The organism is Polaribacter tangerinus, from assembly GCF_038024095.1.
Lineage (GTDB): Bacteria > Bacteroidota > Bacteroidia > Flavobacteriales > Flavobacteriaceae > Polaribacter > Polaribacter tangerinus.
This window is the reverse complement of sequence record NZ_CP150668.1, coordinates 1,833,733-1,851,765: the sequence shown is the minus strand read 5'-3', so window position 1 is coordinate 1,851,765 and position 18,033 is coordinate 1,833,733. Positions and strand designations below refer to the sequence as shown.

Below are 18,033 nucleotides of genomic sequence, written 5' to 3'. Positions count from 1 at the left end.
TATTTAAATACTTTTTAATACCTCAATGGCTGCATCTACATTTAAATGAAAATCTGCAAAAACTACATTATCATACTGATCAATAAAAATAAACCATGGCGTACCTCCGGTTTGGTAGTTGGTCATGATATTAGATCGAGATTTTCCATCATCGCCAGCATCGTGCCCAAAAGGTATTTTTAAGTCGTATTTTTTTTGTGTTTCTAACATTTTATCGTAGGTATTTGCTTCATGTCCTTCAAACACCGTTTGTATCGCTAAAAAAACAACCTTGTCGTTTCCTCCAAGTGCATGTACCATTTTTTGTAAGCTGGGCAAACCTGCGCTGTGGCAACCTGGGCACCAACTTTGAAAACAATAGATCACTTTAAATTTACCTGTAAAATCGGCCAATTGTATTTGTTCGGTTTTGTTTCCGTGGGCATCTACCCAATTTTTTACATTAAACTCAGGTGCTTTAAACACTTTTTCTTCTTTTGTTTTTGTAATTGCAGTCATGGCAATTCCTTTCTTTCTTTATAATATACTTTTAAAGTATATAAATTATGATTTTTATTTAGTTTCGAGTTGCATAGAAGCGGAGTTAATACAGTATCGCAATCCGCTTGGCTCTGGGCCGTCAGGAAAAACGTGTCCTAAATGAGCATCGCATGTATTGCACATCACTTCTACGCGTACCATTCCGTACGAAGTATCTTTTTCGTATTTAATAGCGTTTTCTTTGATAGGTTGCGTAAAACTTGGCCATCCGGTACCAGAGTTAAATTTAATCGTAGAATCGAACAAAGGCGTATCGCAGCAAATACAATTGTATTTGCCAGCTTCGTAAATGCTACATAACTCACCTGTGTGGGCAGCTTCGGTGCCTTTATTTCGCGTAATTCGAAACTGCTCTGGAGTTAATAATTCTTTCCATTCTGCTTCGGTTTTTTCAACTCTTCGATCGGGAGTTGGATTACCATTTACACTAAAACGTATTACATCTTTCCAGGTTAACATCTCTTTTATTTTTTAGGGTTTATAACTTATTTTATATATTACAAAGATACTTCAAGAGGGTTGTTTATGTATTATCAATTCATCCTAACTATTTATATATTTTACTCAATTCATTTTAAATAAATATTATTCATATATTTTAAACAAATAGATATTTGGTATCTTTTTGTAATGCAAAATTAGAGTAAATACTATTGTATTTTATTGTTTAATTTACCTTTGTGTTTATATATTTTACTCAAAATGAGTTTTTACTTCAATCTGTATTCTGAGGGAGAAACTCCTACGTGTTTTTTAAAAAACTTAGAAAAATGAGACAGTTCCTCAAAGCCCAAAGTAATCCCTATTTCATTGATATTTTTGTCGGAAAAATCGAGTAGTCGTTTACTTTCTAAAATTAAACGTTCGTTTATAATTTTTAGTGGCGTTGTATTGTAATAGCGCGAAAAAAGGTTGGAGATAGATTTTGCCGTTAGGTGCAACAAGTTTGCATAATCGCTTACTTTGTGCTTTTCTCTAAAATGCATTTCTACTAATAAGTTGAATTTACGAATGATGTCCAACTTTTGTTGCGGCATATCTTCAACTGGTAGTGTTTTACGAGCAATGCGAACCGACTTTATAAGCAATCGTTTTAGCAATACTAGCAACATTTCGCCTTGAATATGGTCTACCGTTTCAAATTCTTCAATAAAAAACTGGTACAATAATTCAAAACTTTGCTGCTCGTTGGGCGTTAGTGTAACCACAATAGGAGTTGAAGAACCCAAAAATAAAAATCCGTTGCAGGCTACTTCGGCATCGTGGTCGCGAATACAATAAAACTCTCTATTGAAACTATACACCACCACGTTTTTATGCTCGAGTTGTAACTGTAAGTGGTTGAGTGGTGTGGCAAATAGCAGTTGATTTTTTTTAAGCATCACTCGGTAACCATCTAGCCCAAGTGATATTTCATCGTTCATGGTCCATACAATTTTGTACAAACCATCTTTTTTGCTCTCAGTTGCATACTGAATACTTGAGGTATCTACTAGTTCAAATGTTGAATTATCATTACCAGTGTAACTGTATTTCATGCGGAGTTTTTAGACTTAAATTTAGCAGATATTATGATATTGGTCTTGCCTAAGTTTTACGGCTCTAAACGAGTACAGCATCAAACTAATAATGGCTAAAAATGCCATTAGAATTCCGCTAAATAAGGTGTAAATACTTCCTGTAAAATGAGCATCTACATGATTACTTATACCAGAAATTAGCGCAGAAATAACAAAAAACGCCACAGATAAATACAAAAATGCCATGGCTCTATTTACTAATTTTAGTTGTTTTAATTTACGCTCTATTAATACCGAGGTGTTTTCTTTTTCGTTGATTAGCGATTTTATTTCCCTACTCAAATCGATCATGATATTAGAAGTTGATAAAATAAGTAGGCAAATGCCTGGTAGTATGGTTATAGGAATGTACCATTCGTTCATAATTATGGGATGTTAGAATATCTGTAACAAAACTAAACTATTATTTTAATTTTATTTTACACTAAATTTGTAATCTTGAAGTGTATTGTAGATTGATTGGATTTTATCAATCTACATAAATTTTCTTAAATTGCATTTCAACTAGAGCTATAAAGTATAATTTTCCATTAAAATAATGAAAAAAAAGAATAAAGGCAGTATTTACAATCCTAAAGAAATTATTTTAACAAATAACATGCAACAGCATGATAAGGATAAAATTATACAAAGGCAGTTACGATTTCAAGAACTATTAATTAACATATCTACTAAATATATTAATTCAGATTTGTCTGACATTGATAAATTAATTAACGAATCTTTAGAACAAATTGGACGATTTGTTGAATCTGACAGAAGTTACATTTTTAGATATAATTTTAAAGACAATACGACTTCTAACACCTATGAATGGTGTGTAGAAGGAATTGAGCCAGAAATTCAAAATTTACAAAATATACCGATCGATTTTATTCCGCAATGGCTAGAAAGACACCAAAAAGGTTTGCCATTGTATATAGAAGATGTTAGCAAGTTGCCTTACGACGGCGAATTAGGGCTACGAGGATTATTAGAGCCACAAGGTGTAAAAAGTTTGATAACAATTCCTAAAATTAAAAACAATGAATTAATAGGTTTTATTGGTTTTGATTCTGTAAAAAAAATAAATAAATACACCGAAAACGAACAAGAAATTCTTTCTGTTTATGCTAATATGTTGGTAAATATTAGGCAGAGAAAAGAATATGAAGACAAGATACAACAACAACAAAAGGAGCAAGAAAAGCTTTTATTAGATTTATCGCAACAAAATGAACAACTAAATGATTATGCACATGTGGTATCGCATGATTTAAGATCTCCTTTAACAAATGTTCACACTTTAATACATTGGTACATAGAAGACAGAAAGGATTCTTTAACAAAAAAAGATACTGATGCTTTAAACTCTGTACTATTTAATGTTGAAAAAATGGATTATTTAATTAAAGGAATTTTAGATTATTCTACTTTAGATAAATTAAATATTCAAGACCAATTTATAGACATCAATTCTTTACTAGAAGAAATTTTACAAACCATTTTAGTTCCAGATCACATCAATTTAAAAATACAAAAAGAACTGCCTAACTTGTATGGAAATAGCTGGCGCTTTAAACAGCTTTTTCAAAATTTACTGAGCAATGCCATTAAAAGTATCGACAAGAAAGTAGGAGAAATTAGTATTGGCTGTATTGAAAAAGAAAATTTTTACGAATTTTATATAAAAGATAATGGTATTGGTATAAAAACCAATTATTTCGAACATATTTTTAAAATTTTCAACAAATTAGAAAATACAAGTTCTTCTTCTGGAATCGGCTTATCTATAGTTAAAAAAATTGTTACTCATTATGGTGGCTCCATTTGGTTAAAAAGCGACCTAGGAAAAGGAACAACTTTTCATTTTACTATTAGAAAAAAATTAGATTCGACTAATTAAAAAGAAACATTTAAAATATCTCCACTTAACTGCAACAATTGTAATTCTATAAGTTTTGCATCAAATTTAGCATTGTTCAACGCTGTTTTAGCATTTATAAAATTAATTTGTGCTTGCCTAAACTCTATAGAAGTAACTTGGCCAAGGTTATAACGATCTTCAGTTCTTTTAAAATTATTTGCTGCGGTAGCTACATTTGTTTCTTGAGCTTTTAAAATAAATAGCTGATTTTTATAATTATTCCAGGTATTTTTTACGCTATTTTTGATGGTTAACTTTTGCTGTTCTAGTAAAATCTCTTGATTTTCGAGGGCTATTTTTGCATTTTTTACTCTTGTTTTTGTTCCGCCACCATCAAAAATACTCCAAGAGAGAGACACACCTGCGTTGATACCATTTGAGGTAATTAATCGAGCCCCAAAAGGGTTTACCAAATTCTCATTTTCTGTTCTATTTAAACCATAAGAAGCATTAAAATTAAGTCTTGGAAAATAGTTTGCTTTGTTAATTTTAATATTAAATTCGCTAATTGCAATATTTTTTTCATTTTGCTTTAACAAACTATTATTTTTCATTGTTTTTTCTTCTAAGTCTTGCAACACCAACATCTCGTTAAAATCAACTTGTGTTTCTACCTCATAAGTAACAGGTTTTTCAACTCCTAAAACAACATTTAAACCTCTTTTTGCATTGCTTAATTGCTGTGATGCAGCTATTAAAGTTATGCTATCATTATTAACATCTACTGCAGCATTTAACATTTCTAACTTATTGGTTTGTCCATATTCATACTGATATTTTGCTCTTTTAAACCTACTTTTAGAAATAGCCAATGCTTGTTCTAAATTTAACTTATTCTCTGAAAGTCGTGCTATTTGAAAATAAAGTGTAAAAAGTTGTAAATAAGTATTTTCTATTGTTTGCCTAGCTTGTATAGCTGTTAAATTATACGTTTCTTTTAATTGTTTATAATTATATTTTCTCCCCATTCCATCAAAAATAGTGTAATTTAAAGCTACAGAGGTGTTGTAATTTTTGGTGATTACCCCATTACCCACTCTTTCGGCATCGCTACCTGTTTGCGGATCTGTAAATACAATTTTTTGATTATTAGTTCTATAATCTGCTCCAGAATTTATTGTAGCCGTTGGCAAAAAACCTCCATTAAGGATACTTGCATTATTTTTTGCAGTTTCCAAATTATTATTAGCAATTTTTATTCCGAAGTTATTTTCTAAAGCTATTTCTAACGCTTCCTTTTTCGTTAGAATTTGCTGAGAATATCCGTAAAAAAAAGTAAAAATCAGTAAAAATAATAGTAGTTGATTATTATATTTCATCTTCATTGAATTTAGATTCTATAATGGCTCTTTCCACCTCTTCTTTAGTAACTGCATTGCCCGTTTTTAACCATTTAACTTTTACTTTAATACTATTAGAAACAGCCAATAATAGTGGTAACATTACCAACGTTAAAATCGTTGCAATTCCTATACCGTATGCTATGGAAATAGCCATCGGTTTTAAAAATTGTGCTTGCCTACTTTTTTCTAACATTAACGGAGCCAACCCTGCAATAGTAGTTAACGAGGTTAAGAAAATAGCTCTAAAACGAGATTGTCCTGCCGCTATTAATGCTACATTAAATTTCATTCCTTCTTTTAAATAACTGTTAAACTTACCAATTAACACCAAACCATCGTTTACCATAATACCAATTAATGCTATGATTCCTAAAAATGATAATATACCAATTGGAAAACTATGAAAATAATGCCCCCATATTACACCAATCATACTAAAAGGAATCATGATAATTAATAAAATTGGCTGACTGTATGAACGGAAAGTAAAGGCAATAACAATGTAAATGAGTAATAAAATTATAGGCCCCACTAAATTTACCGATTCTGTAGTTTTATTACGCTCTCTATTCTGACCTTCATATATTGGTTTTACCGTTGGATACTTCGATAAAATTTCTGGTAAAATCCTAGTTTTTATATCGTCTAAAATTTCTGTATTACTTTCTTTAGCATCTTTTAAATCTGCAGATATTTGAATTTCTCTTTTTCCTTCTAGGTGATTAATTGCTATGTCTCCCCTAGCAATGGTATAGCTTGCTATTTCAGAAAATGGAACCCGTGCGCCGTTCGGTGCAATTATTCGCATATCATCTAAATCATTTATAGAAGACCTATCTTTTTTGTCGTAACGAACCCAAACTTTTATTTCGTCTTGACCACGCTGAAAACGTTGTGCTTGAAATCCAAAAAAGCCATAGCGAATTTGAGACATAATTGTCTGTAGGTTTAAGCCCAATACATAAGCTTTGTCTTTTAATGTAATTTTTACTTCTTTAATTCCGGCAGGGTCATTATCTACCACATCTTTAAGTAACGGATTATTTTCTAATTCTTGTTTTAATTCTTGTTTAACCGCTTTTAATTCTTTTATATTGTTTCCGAGTAAAGAAACAGCAATTGGACTCCCACCAAAATTACCTCCAGAACCAAAAATTAAACTTTCTACCCCATATACTTTGCCAACCTTATTACTAATAAAATTAGTTATTTCTGGCGATGAAAAATCTCTAGACTCACCTGGTAGTAAGTTTACTGTTAAACTTGCATTTGCACTTCCAGGCCCAATTCTTTTAATTAAATTTTCTATAACCGGTATGTTTCCAGTTTGTTTTTTGGTAAAGGTATCATTAGCAATCCAAACTTTTTCTTCTATAAATGATATTAAAGAATCGGTAATTTTTTCATTTGTCCCTTGGGGCATATTTAAAGTAATCTGAATTTGATCACTAGCAATTCTTGGAAAAAAAGCACTTTTTACAATTCCTGCATCCATGGCTAATTTACTAAAAACCATAATAGCAATAGGAATTGCAAAGGCAAAGACTTTGTTTTTTAAACTAAATTTTAAAAAAGGGATATAATACGTGTCTCTAACTTTGGTAAGCCATGCATCTGCAGCTGAATTAATTTTGCTGAAAAAAGCATCTATTTTTCCTTTATTCTTTACCTCTCCATTTTCTAATCGTTTTCTATCCAAAGCTTTTGAGTGTGCAATGTGCGCGGGTAAAATTACCAAAGCTTCTACTAAAGAAACGGTTAATGTAAGCAATACTACTGTAGATACTTCTCCAAAAAAACTTCCTAACCTTCCATCTACAAAGAAAAAAGTAGAGAACGCGATAATAGTAGTTAAAATAGCAGAAATTATAGGTGGAATTACTTCCATGGTACCATCTATAGCTGCATTTATTTTTGATTTTCCTAAATCGTAATAATGATGATATATATTTTCTCCAATAACAATACCGTCATCAACTAAAATACCAATTACTATAATCATCCCAAAAAGAGACAAAACATTTATGGTAACATCGAACTGGGCAGCAAAAATAAACATTCCGAAAAATGCAACTGGTAAACCAAATGCTACCCAAATTGCCAATCTTAAATTTAAAAATAATGCTAAAAAAAACAATACTAATAAAATACCTACAATACCGTTTTCAATTAATAATTGCGTTCTTCCGTTTAAAGTAATACTTCTATCGCTGGTAACATGTAGCTGAACGTTTTGTTGCTTTTGGTTGTACTTATAAATGTATTCTTTAATTTTATCTGCAGAAGAAATTAAATCTTCATTATTGGTATTACTTACTGTAATATCGATAGCTAAATTGCCATTGTAAAATAACCTATCGGGATTTTCCGACCAAGTGTCTCTAATTTCTGCAATATCTTTTAGGCGAATTATATTTCCGTTTTGCTGAGATCTTACAATTAAATTTTGAAGTTCTACACCATAATAAGACCTGTTATTAGCTCTAATTAAATAGTCTTCTTCTGCAGTTTTTATATTACCACCAGTAATTAAAAGATTGGTATTTCTTATTGCATTTGCTACTTCGGTAAACGATAAATTGTATGCACGTAAATCGTTTTCTCGTAGCGCTATTTCTATCTCTTCATCTGGAAAACCAGAAATAACCACTTGAGAAATACCTTCAATTCCTCTTATATCATTTTCTACACCTCTAGCATATTGCTTTAAGGTTTTTAATGATACATTTTCTCCACTAATTGTAAAACTAATTGTAGGTCTTATATTTTCTACTTTGGCAATAACAGGCGGTTCCAAACCAGAAGGAAAAGAAGGCACTCTATCTACAGCGTTCTTAACATCAGATAAAACAACATCTATATTTTTACCTTTTTCAACCTCTACATTTACATTGGCAGAATTTTCTCGAGATACAGAAGTTACTCTTTCTACACCTACAATTCCTTTTAAATTATCTTCAATTTTTAAAACAACACCTTCTTCCATTTCCGCTGGTGATGCACCAGGATATGCCAATGTAATTCTAATTAATTGCGAATCTACCAATGGAAAAAAGGAAGATTTCATATTTAAAACCCCAACAGTTCCTAATACCACAAAGGCTATAATCATTACATTTACAGCTACTGGATATTTTATAAAATAGGTAATTATTTTTTTCATGAATATTGGTTTCTAAAAGCTAGTAACTATTAAGCACTTGCTACTACTTCTTATTTACTTTAACCACCATTCCGTCGAAAGCACCAGGTAGCATTTGAGTTAAAATTCGATCATTGTTTGTTAGGCCCTGAATTACTACATTCTCTGCACCAAAATAGGCTACATGTATTTTTTTTAGGGTTAAAATTGTGTCTTTTTCAACGGTATACACGGCAGAATTATCAACTAATAATTTTCTTGGCATCTCAATGGCATTTGATACAGATTTAGCAATTAAATTAGCTTCTAAAAATAAGCCTTCTTTTAAACCTACTCCTTTAACCTCGATAAAAGCCATAATAGTTTGAGAAACCTGATCTACTTTACCGTTTACACGAACTACTTTACCTGTATACTGAGCAGATTTATCTGCATTAAAAAGCGTTACTGAATTGCCAACTTTTAATAAATTTGCAAAAGTTGCATTTATTGAAACTTGAAGTTCATAAGCACTCGTATCTATAAATTCGCCTAATTTTTGCCCAACTCTTACCAAAGATCCTGGCGTTACTGTAGCTTCAGTTAAAATACCAGAAAATGGTGCTTTTAATTGATGTTTTTCATAGCGAACTTCTAAATTTTTTACCGCATAATAAGTGGTTAGAATTTGCCTCCCTGAAATAAAATATTTTTCTTTCTGGCTACTAAATTTAGGTAATTCAGGAATATTACCCTGAATGTTAAACCGTTGTAAATATTTTTCCCATTTTTCAAATTCTGAAGGATAATCTAATCGAATATCAGGCATAATCGCAGTTATCAAATTAAATAAATTACTTCTTTGAGCTAGTAAACTTGCTTCAAACTCCTCGCTATTAATACTTAATAGAGTTTCAAATTTTCGATAATTTGTACCTGGTTTAAATGGTTTTTGAGTGCTTTTTAAAACTCCTTGCACCTCAGAAAAAAGAGCAATCTTGTTCTTTGCAACTAAATTACCATTTGCAGAAATTACAATAGGAATTTCTTTGTTTTTTACGTTATCTACAAAAACCGTTTTAATTGTTTTTTGATAAGTTGGCCTTGGTTTTTGGTTCTTTTCTATTAAAAAGTTACCTAAAAATACTGCTCCTACAATACACAGAATTCCTAAAACTGCAAGAATTATTTTCCTCATAATTAGTTGGTTGATTTCTTTAAATAACTAAAATTAATGTTTGTTTATTTTTGAGTAATCTTAAAAACGAACAATCTATAAAAATTAATTAATTTTGTTGCAAATATACTTTTTTACACAGAACTCATTTTGTATCAAATAGAAACATGTTTGTTAAAAAAACGTTATAATTAAAGTTACATTACATTTTCTAACTTTTTGCAGAAAAGTTCGCCACAACAAATTAAAAAGAAAATTATTAAAAAAGGCTATTTATTACTTTAGAAAACGGAACTTTGCCTTAATAATAATTACAAAAAATAACGTATTTATTTACACTTATTTGATGCTCAAAAAAAACACTTCTAACGCTTTATACTTCTCTTCTGTAAATAAAATTACAGATACTATTTGGCAACAATTAGAGTGTGAAAACTCAATCTACTATCATAGAAATTTTTTAAGTTCTATTGAAAAAAATCACCCAGAAATTCAGTTTACATATATTGTAATTTTAAATAACAATCAGCTTCCTATTGCTTTTTCTACAATTAAAATAATAGATTTTAATGGAACAATCTTAGAAAATAATTTTAACCTTCTAAAAAATATTGGAAAAAAAATAGGGCTTTTAAAAGAGTGCAGCCCTCTAAAATTACTAATTTCAGGCAATACTTTTGTAAGCGGTGAACACGGACTTTTCATAAAAAAAAATGAACATAAAAAAGAGGTAATTGATCATTTAGCAAAAGCAATTTACAACTTAATACAAACAAATAAAGAGCTCAAAAAAACTATAGATGCCTTTTTACTTAAAGACTTTATAAACGAATCTTTACACCTAACAGATACCTTAAAAAATTATAAATACCACCCTTTTTCTGTGGAACCTAATATGGTTTTAACGGTTCCAAAACATTGGCAAAGTTTTGAAGACTATTTGGCTGCCATGAAAACAAAGTTTAGAGTAAAAGCAAAAAAAGCATTTTCTCAAAGTAAAAACATAAAAATAGAAGATATTTCTGTAGATAAATTGGCTGCCCTAATGCCAGAAATAAGCAACCTTTACAAGAATGTGGCTACCAATGCAAAATTTAATCTTACAAATTTAAATGTACACACTTATGTTGATTTAAAAAAACATTTTGGAGATACTTTTATGGTAAAAGGATTCTATTTAAATGAAAAACTTGTAGGTTTTATGACTGGAGTAATAAACAATAAAACTTTAGATGCTCATTTTGTAGGTATAAATTACGATTTAAATAGAAAGTATGCCATTTACCAAAGAATGCTATATACTTACATTGAAATTGCTATTGCTAAAAAAGTTAACATTATTAATTTTGGAAGAACCGCCAGCGAAATTAAGAGTTCGGTAGGTGCCACACCACAAGAACTAACGGTATATGTAAGACATAAAAAAACCATCACTAACAAAATATTAAAACTTTTTTTACAAAGGATTCAACCTACTCCTTTTCAGCAAAAGTTTCCATTCAAAAAAAAATAAACAATGCAAACGAGTAAAGAATTAATAGCTTTATTAGAATTAGATAACATAGGTAATAACCGATTTTTAGGAAATAGTTACACAATCGGGAGTCCACAAGTTTTTGGTGGTCAAGTACTAGCACAATCTGTAAATGCTGCTTATAAAACAATTCCAGAAAACAGGTTTTTACACTCTTTACATGGCTACTTTTTAGAGGCTGGAGATTTAACTACACCTATAGAGTATAAAGTGGAGGAAATGAGAAATGGTGGTAGTTTTTCTACCCGAAGGGTAACAGCCATTCAACATCAAAAATCTATTTTTATTTTAGCAGCTTCATTTCAAATTAAAGAGGATGGTTTTGAGCATCAAGCCACTTTTAACAAGGCAATTAAACAACCAGAAGAATTGCTTAGCTGGACAGATATGTTAGATAAATTTGGAGATTTTTTACCGAAAGCCACAAAAAGTTTTTTGAGTGTAGAAAGACCTATAGAATTTAAACCCGTTCGAGTACCAAACCCACTAGAACCAAAAGATTTACCACCAACAGAACAGGTATGGTTTCGTTTAAAAGGAGAAAATCATCAGAATTTAAACCACCGAACTAAACAAGAAATTCTTACTTATATTTCTGATTATAATGTACTGAATGCTGCTTTTAATCCGAACGGAAGTACCTATAATTTTGGCAATACCCAAACCGCAAGCTTAGACCATTCTATGTGGTTTTTTAGAGATTTTGACTTTAACGATTGGATGCTTTTTTCGGCAGAATCGCCAAATGCGTTCGGCGCAAGAGGCCTAGCTAAAGGAAATATTTTTACAAGAAATGGTTCTTTAATTGCTTCTTTTGCACAAGAAGGTTTATTAAGACCCAAAAAGAAATAAGTATTTTTAATTAATTTTATATTTTATTAAATAAAAAAACATGAACGACGCTTTATTATACGTTTTTACAACCAACGGACTTCTTTTTTTAATAAGTATTATATTTTGGAGATTCCCGCCAAAAAAGATAAACAATATTTATGGTTATAAAACGCCAAAAGCTATGCAAAATAAAGAAATTTGGGACTTTGCAAACACCACTTTTAATAAAAGTTTACTTTTTTATTCTGGTATTTCATTTTTAGCAGGACTCGTTTTTGCTACTTTTATAAATACAAATTTAACATGGCAACCTATGGCTTTTGTATTTATGGCTCTAATTGTAAGTATTATAAAAACAGAAAAAGCACTTTCTGACCATTTTACAGAAGAAGGAAAAAGAAAGCGAAACTAATGTGCTAAACTTTTAAAATACAGCAACAAAAGACAACGATAAATTTCTTCCGGGTGCAGCAACACCAGAAGCAAATTCTATATAATGTTGATCTAATAAATTATCTAAGCGTGCTTGTAAAGAAAAATTAGTACTAAACTCATAACTTCCGTTAAAACCAACGGTAACCCAACTTGGCGTACCATAATACTTTAGTATATCTTCTGTTGCATTTGCATTCACAACTGGTGTTAAATCATGGTTATCGATGCCTTCAACGATGTTAAAATCTTTAATATCCTTTTTAGCATTGAAACGTACATTTGCTCCTAAGGCCAATTTATTTAAGGTATAACTAACATCGAACTGACCAAATAAGGGCGGAATTGAAGACATTGGTAAATTCGTATCATACGTTCGCCCTTCGGTAAATGTTAAGAAACCAGAGGTATTCCAGGAGTTAGAAAGTTTTCCCAAATAATTTGCTGTAAAACCAGTAATATAAGCAGTTCCTTTATTCTGATTTGAAACAGCATTTCCATATTCTCCATCAAATAACACTTGTTTTATGGTTCCGCTTGTATTGTAAACAAAGTCTCTCTGAATATAATTATCTAATAATGTGTAGTAAACATTAGCTCCCAAACGAAATTTTTTATCATTAAAATACTTTAAAACTCCTATTTCTGCACTATAGGCAAATTCGGGTGTTACATTTATATTAGGTATGGTAACATTACCTGCCTTTTCTCTCACCCTACCAACATCATCAATATTTGGAGACCTAAAACCAGAGGATAAAACACTATTAATTTGCCAGTTTTTATTTGGTTTGTATACATAGCCTAAAGTTGCGGTTATTGCAGAGTTGTCTGTTCTAATATTGGTATTTTCTAACTGAATAAATGTTTGATCTAGCCAATTGGCTTCAAGATGTGTTTTAGTAAAACGTATGCCCGAATTTAAAGTAGCTTTACTGCTTAAATCTTGTCTGTAATCTAAATATAAGGCAGAACTCATGTAAGAACTTCCATCGTCTGGATACCTCGATTGTACGTTAAATGTATTTGAAAAACCGTTAATTTCTCCGTTAGAAATTGCCAATTCTTTGCCGTAAGATTTTGAGTTAACATCATTATAAGCAAGCTCGAAACCATAGGAAAAAATTCTACTTTTGTCAGAAGTAAGCGGCACAGAAAAATCACCATTTAAACTATAAACAGCCACTTCTTCTTCTCTATAAGACCTTTTTAAACTATTAAATTTACGCTGAATCCTGCTTTCTTCTATATGTTGATATGCTGCGGTAATTGTGCCTTTATCTAACCATTTTTTCCCCGGATTGATAAGGAATTGAGTAGCTGCTAAAAATCTATTTTGCGGACCATAATTCCACTCTGCAAATTTTAAATTCCCATTACTTAATTCTGTTAATCTATCGAATCTTGGTATGTTTGAACTTGTGGAATATTGAATATTTACCTTTAAATCGGTGTTTTTGGTTAGAGTTATAAAAAACTTTTGAAGAATATCTGTTTGATGATATCCTGTGTTTCGTTGTAAATTAGGATTGGTATTTGCCGTAGGATTTTGGTTGTAATTTCCATTTACATTCTCGGAGTAATAAAATACTTTTCCCCAATCTTTAAATCCATGAGCTCGGTTTTTGCCTGCCATTAAATCGCCAAAATCACTAAAAGAAACACTGGTTAAAGAGGCCCACTTTTTTCTTCTAACTTCGGCCAAATAATTTGAAGTTATTTCTTGATTCACGGTAGAGAATCTTGAAAAAAACTGACTTTTCACTTCGTTTGTTTCAGATAGTTTTGGCGTTTTTGTGTAATAATGAATAACTCCTCCAAGAGCATCGGAGCCATACAAAACAGAGGAAGGACCAAAAACCACTTCTGTTTTATCTAGCATATTTGGTGTTACAGAAATTGCGTTATGTAAATGCCCTTTTCTATATATAGCGTTATTCATTCGCACACCATCAACCACCAGCAAAACCCGATTAGACTCCATCCCTCTAATAACCGGACTACCGCCACCAAATTGAGATTTCTGAACTTTAATACCTGGTATCGATGCTAATAAATCTGCAGATGTTTGGGGAGATAATTGTTGAATTTCTCTGGCATTTACTACAGCTATTTGCTCTGCAATTCTTTTTGCTTTTTCATCACTTTTAAACAATGATATTACAATTTCATCTAATTGCTCGGATTGTTTTGCCAAATAAACAATATTATTAGTACTTACAATCTTACTTTTTGTAGTTGACAAAACCGCATACGAAAGATGCGAAAAAATAATTGTCTCTTTATTCGTAAACCCAGAAATATCTGCAAATCCTTTATCATCAGTGGTTATACTTATTGTTTCTGAAATATTAAAAATACTAACATTTTTAACTACTTTTCCTGTTTTCTTATCTACAACTTTAACGCTTTGAGAAAAAGAAAAACCACTTAAAAATAAAGCGATTGTTATTAAAAAATTTTTCATCAACTAAAAACGGTTTCAAGCACTTCTAAAGATTTTGGTTTTCTAAAACCATCTAAGTGCAATTCGTAATATTTTATTATAGTTTTTAATACCAATTGTCTTTCATTTTTACTGAAAGAAACCATATTAATTGTATCAAAATTCATGCCTAATAGCTTTTTAAAATGATAAAATTCATTTCCAGAAATGGTATTTTTCTCATAAACACTTGCAGTAAAATTTCCTGATAACAAATCGAAACTGGTATCATTTTCATCTATATCGGGATAAAAACCTAAATACCTAGTGGCATTTAATAAAAATAACAAGTGAAAATTAGTAATTTTATCGTGTAAATCTAACCATAAAAGTGCGGTAGTAATATAATTATAAAAGTTCCTATTCGCTTCTTCTTCTTGAATACTGTTGGCTAAAACTTCAGATAAAAACAATACTACAGATTGTTTTACAATATCTTTATAAATGGTTTTATATGGATTTAAAATTTGTACTTCTTTTATAGTGTGTAAAGTACTTTTATTGCTATGTTTTGCAATTAAGTTTAATTGTGTTAACGGTTGAAAATAAGCAATTTTTAAGCCTCCTTTTTTTGCTTTTAACACCCCTCTTATTAAATAAGACTTAACACCTTCTTCTTCGGTAAAACATTTTACAATTAAACTTGTGTCGCTATATTTTAAACTACTTAAAACAATTGCTTTTGTTTGTATAATTGCCATTTTAGTTTACAATTGCTATTTTAGTCATAGCTGTTTCTGAGGCATCATCTGTAGATAAAAGCACTATATATACTCCAGAAGCAACTTTATTTCCTGCTAAATTTCTTTTGTTCCAAACCACTTTTCCTCCTTGTAATTCCTGACCTTCAACTACATTCGTTTCATGCACTAAATTTCCTGCAATATCTAAAATTTTTACATTAGTACCTTTGGGTAAGGTCGTACCATTTCTACCAGCTATGGTAACAAACTCATGACTTTTTAATACAGGATTTGGATACGCATACACCGCTGTTAACGTATCTGAAAAAGGAGCCACATTACTATTGTAGGCTACAATCCCTTTATCTGTAGCAAAATATACCTTGCCGGATGTATTTTCTACTTTAATTTTTAATATTCGATTAGAAGGTAACGGCGAATTTTTTTTACTAAAATTAGCCAAAGTATTTTGTCCGTTTGGGTTGGTGTACAAAACGCCACCATTATCGGTGCCAATCCATTTATTGTTTGCTCCATCTACAGCAATTGAACTAATAGATTGATCTCCAGCAAGTTTTTTAGGAATTCCATCATCTAAAATAATAATAGGATTGGCATTCGTTACTGTTTCTTCGAAAACTCCCGAAGTATTATTGTAAACTACCAACCCAGAATTGGTACCCATCCAAACATTATTATTTTTGTCTACAATTACAGACTTAACCGTTGCATTTGGTAAATTACCTAAATTGGGAGTCGCTATTAAAGACTTCTTTCTGTTACCGTTTTCATTATAAACAAAAACGCCATTATTTCTAGATCCATACCACACGCTATTATTTCTATCAATAGCCATTTCACTTAAACCAAAGGATGGATTTGTTTTTACCGAACTCATATTAACACTTGTCCATTGCCCATTTGTAGATAACTTTTTTAGCTCATTAGGCACCCCTATATTGGCAACCCATAAATTACCGTCTCTATCTAATGCTGTTCCTGTAATTCGGATAGTAACACGACTAGCATCTAAAGATTCTATATCTTCTAACGGACTATTCAAGTGGTTATAAAACTGAACAATCTCGTCGTTTTCTACTACTAGAAGTCCGCCACTTAACGAACTATTTACATCTCTAGTATCTCCTAAAGAACTTATATAAACTTTGTTTTCGGCATTGGTATCTATAGTGATGTAGCTTAGATCTGTTATCGGAAAATTAGGATTAAATGGTGTGTTTAACCAAGTTTCTCCGTTGTAATGTGAAAAACCTTGGCGATTAAAAACAGGACCATAAACGGAATTATATCCGCCATAAACTACCCAAAGATTCTTATTATGCACGTCTATAGAAAACACTTTATTTGACAAAGGACCTTGTGGATGAATTTCTAAATAACTACCTGTATCTATTGCTGATGCTGATAAAACTCCCAACTCTTTTGTAGCTAAAAAAACGGTACCATTTTCAAAAAAAGCAGTGTTTAAAGTAAAGTTAGTTTCGCTATTTGTGGTAAACCTTACCTCTTCCGCTAATATTGTATTTAGAACAATGGCAGTATTTTTGAGTGATACTGTTAGGTTTGATGCCGATGTTTTTATGGCGACAATTTTTTCTGTAAAACTTTTAACACTCGTTAAATTTGAAGAAGTTATTTTTAATAAAGAGTTATTTTCAATGACATATACATCATTTTGAAATTCTTGAATTCCTCGAATATTTCTACCATCAAATAATGGTTGCCAATTTTTAAAATCGATTAACAAACTACTTGTTAAATCTGCTTTAAAAACACCCTGTTCTGTGGCAGCAAACAATTGGTTATTAGAAACTAACGTTTGATTAACTTTTACTGCGCTAGAGCCATTTCCTATAAAAAAAGTATCTCCGAACTCTAACTTTTCGATATTGTATTCTACAATAGCAAAAGGAGTAGATAAATATAACGTATTCCCATATTCAGATATATGATTGATACTTTTTTCTCCTGATTGATTAAAATTTACAATATCTGAAGAAATAGTAATTGTCCCATTATTGTCTAAAACTTCTATTAAACCAGTTTCGTAACCAATAACTAATCTTTTAAAAGTAGTATTGTAATAAATTGCAGTGGTATTTTCTCCAGAAAGTCCCTGAATAGAGGAAATCTTGTTTGTTTCACCTGATTCTAAATGGTATGTAAAAACAGCATTGTCTACCAAAGCAAATATAGTTTGATCGGCTATTACAAAATCTTTAACATTGTTGTAGGCGTAAAAATCTTCCCACGAGTCGCTATAGTCTGTTTGGGAAAAAACCATAGAAACTAAAAAAAGGAAATAAACTGAAAAGATTTTTTTCATTATAATCATTTATGCCTCAAAGATATTTATTTTTGTGATAACAACGCTAAA

The 18,033-nt window shown here is 30.8% G+C and carries 14 protein-coding genes; 4 read left to right on the top strand and 10 right to left on the bottom strand.

Going from position 1 to position 18,033, the window contains the following annotated elements; all coding sequences use genetic code 11:
- Window positions 1-3 precede the first annotated feature (3 nt).
- From WHD54_RS08130 to WHD54_RS08115, 4 genes are all read right to left on the bottom strand, one after another.
- Window positions 4-498 (bottom strand): peroxiredoxin family protein, encoded by a 495-nt coding sequence (locus tag WHD54_RS08130; RefSeq protein WP_088324660.1) that lies wholly within the window; start codon window positions 496-498, stop codon window positions 4-6.
- 54 nt (window positions 499-552) lie between these two features.
- The gene (gene msrB, locus WHD54_RS08125; RefSeq protein WP_088324661.1) at window positions 553-999 is read right to left on the bottom strand and encodes a peptide-methionine (R)-S-oxide reductase MsrB; all 447 of its coding nucleotides are present in this window, start codon (window positions 997-999) and stop codon (window positions 553-555) included.
- A 251-nt stretch (window positions 1,000-1,250) separates the two neighbouring features.
- Window positions 1,251-2,078, bottom strand: a complete 828-nt coding sequence (locus WHD54_RS08120; RefSeq protein ID WP_088324662.1) for a helix-turn-helix domain-containing protein — start codon at window positions 2,076-2,078, stop codon at window positions 1,251-1,253.
- Between the two features lie 21 nt (window positions 2,079-2,099).
- Window positions 2,100-2,483 (bottom strand): DUF2721 domain-containing protein, encoded by a 384-nt coding sequence (locus WHD54_RS08115; RefSeq protein ID WP_143744277.1) that lies wholly within the window; start codon window positions 2,481-2,483, stop codon window positions 2,100-2,102.
- A 175-nt stretch (window positions 2,484-2,658) separates the two neighbouring features.
- Here WHD54_RS08115 and WHD54_RS08110 point away from each other — a divergent pair, with 175 nt between their 5' ends.
- Window positions 2,659-4,005 carry a GAF domain-containing sensor histidine kinase gene (locus WHD54_RS08110; RefSeq protein WP_233131022.1) on the top strand — a complete coding sequence of 449 codons (1,347 nt, stop codon included), beginning with the start codon at window positions 2,659-2,661 and terminating at the stop codon, window positions 4,003-4,005.
- Here WHD54_RS08110 and WHD54_RS08105 read toward each other — a convergent pair.
- From WHD54_RS08105 to WHD54_RS08095, 3 genes are read right to left on the bottom strand one after another with little or no spacing between them, the layout of a single operon-like run.
- Window positions 4,002-5,345 carry a TolC family protein gene (locus WHD54_RS08105; protein WP_088324664.1) on the bottom strand — a complete coding sequence of 448 codons (1,344 nt, stop codon included), beginning with the start codon at window positions 5,343-5,345 and terminating at the stop codon, window positions 4,002-4,004. The two genes, WHD54_RS08110 and WHD54_RS08105, sit on opposite strands and share 4 nt — an antisense overlap.
- Entirely contained in the window at window positions 5,335-8,532 is a 3,198-nt protein-coding gene (locus WHD54_RS08100) for an efflux RND transporter permease subunit (RefSeq protein ID WP_088324665.1), read from the bottom strand. Before WHD54_RS08100 ends, WHD54_RS08105 begins: the two co-directional genes overlap by 11 nt.
- A 43-nt stretch (window positions 8,533-8,575) precedes the next feature.
- Entirely contained in the window at window positions 8,576-9,688 is a 1,113-nt protein-coding gene (locus tag WHD54_RS08095; RefSeq protein ID WP_088324666.1) for an efflux RND transporter periplasmic adaptor subunit, read from the bottom strand.
- Window positions 9,689-10,013: 325 nt separating this feature from the next.
- Here WHD54_RS08095 and WHD54_RS08090 point away from each other — a divergent pair, with 325 nt between their 5' ends.
- The 3 genes from WHD54_RS08090 to WHD54_RS08080 are packed head-to-tail and all read left to right on the top strand — an operon-like array spanning window position 10,014 to window position 12,447.
- The gene (locus WHD54_RS08090; RefSeq protein ID WP_088324667.1) at window positions 10,014-11,180 is read left to right on the top strand and encodes a GNAT family N-acetyltransferase; all 1,167 of its coding nucleotides are present in this window, start codon (window positions 10,014-10,016) and stop codon (window positions 11,178-11,180) included.
- A 3-nt stretch (window positions 11,181-11,183) separates the two neighbouring features.
- Entirely contained in the window at window positions 11,184-12,053 is an 870-nt protein-coding gene (locus WHD54_RS08085) for an acyl-CoA thioesterase (protein ID WP_088324668.1), read from the top strand.
- A 40-nt stretch (window positions 12,054-12,093) separates the two neighbouring features.
- Window positions 12,094-12,447, top strand: coding sequence for an SdpI family protein (locus tag WHD54_RS08080; protein ID WP_088324669.1), 354 nt, complete (start codon window positions 12,094-12,096; stop codon window positions 12,445-12,447).
- A gap of 12 nt (window positions 12,448-12,459) precedes the next feature.
- On the opposite strand, the gene WHD54_RS08075 is transcribed toward WHD54_RS08080, so the two are convergent.
- From WHD54_RS08075 to WHD54_RS08065, 3 genes are read right to left on the bottom strand one after another with little or no spacing between them, the layout of a single operon-like run.
- Entirely contained in the window at window positions 12,460-14,934 is a 2,475-nt protein-coding gene (locus tag WHD54_RS08075; RefSeq protein ID WP_088324670.1) for a TonB-dependent receptor, read from the bottom strand.
- Entirely contained in the window at window positions 14,934-15,653 is a 720-nt protein-coding gene (recO, locus tag WHD54_RS08070; protein ID WP_088324671.1) for a DNA repair protein RecO, read from the bottom strand. The genes WHD54_RS08075 and recO overlap by 1 nt, the downstream gene beginning before the upstream one ends.
- A 1-nt stretch (window position 15,654) precedes the next feature.
- On the bottom strand, window positions 15,655-17,982 hold the full coding sequence (locus tag WHD54_RS08065; protein WP_088324672.1) for a two-component regulator propeller domain-containing protein: 2,328 nt from the start codon (window positions 17,980-17,982) through the stop codon (window positions 15,655-15,657).
- Between the last annotated feature and the right edge of the window lie 51 nt (window positions 17,983-18,033).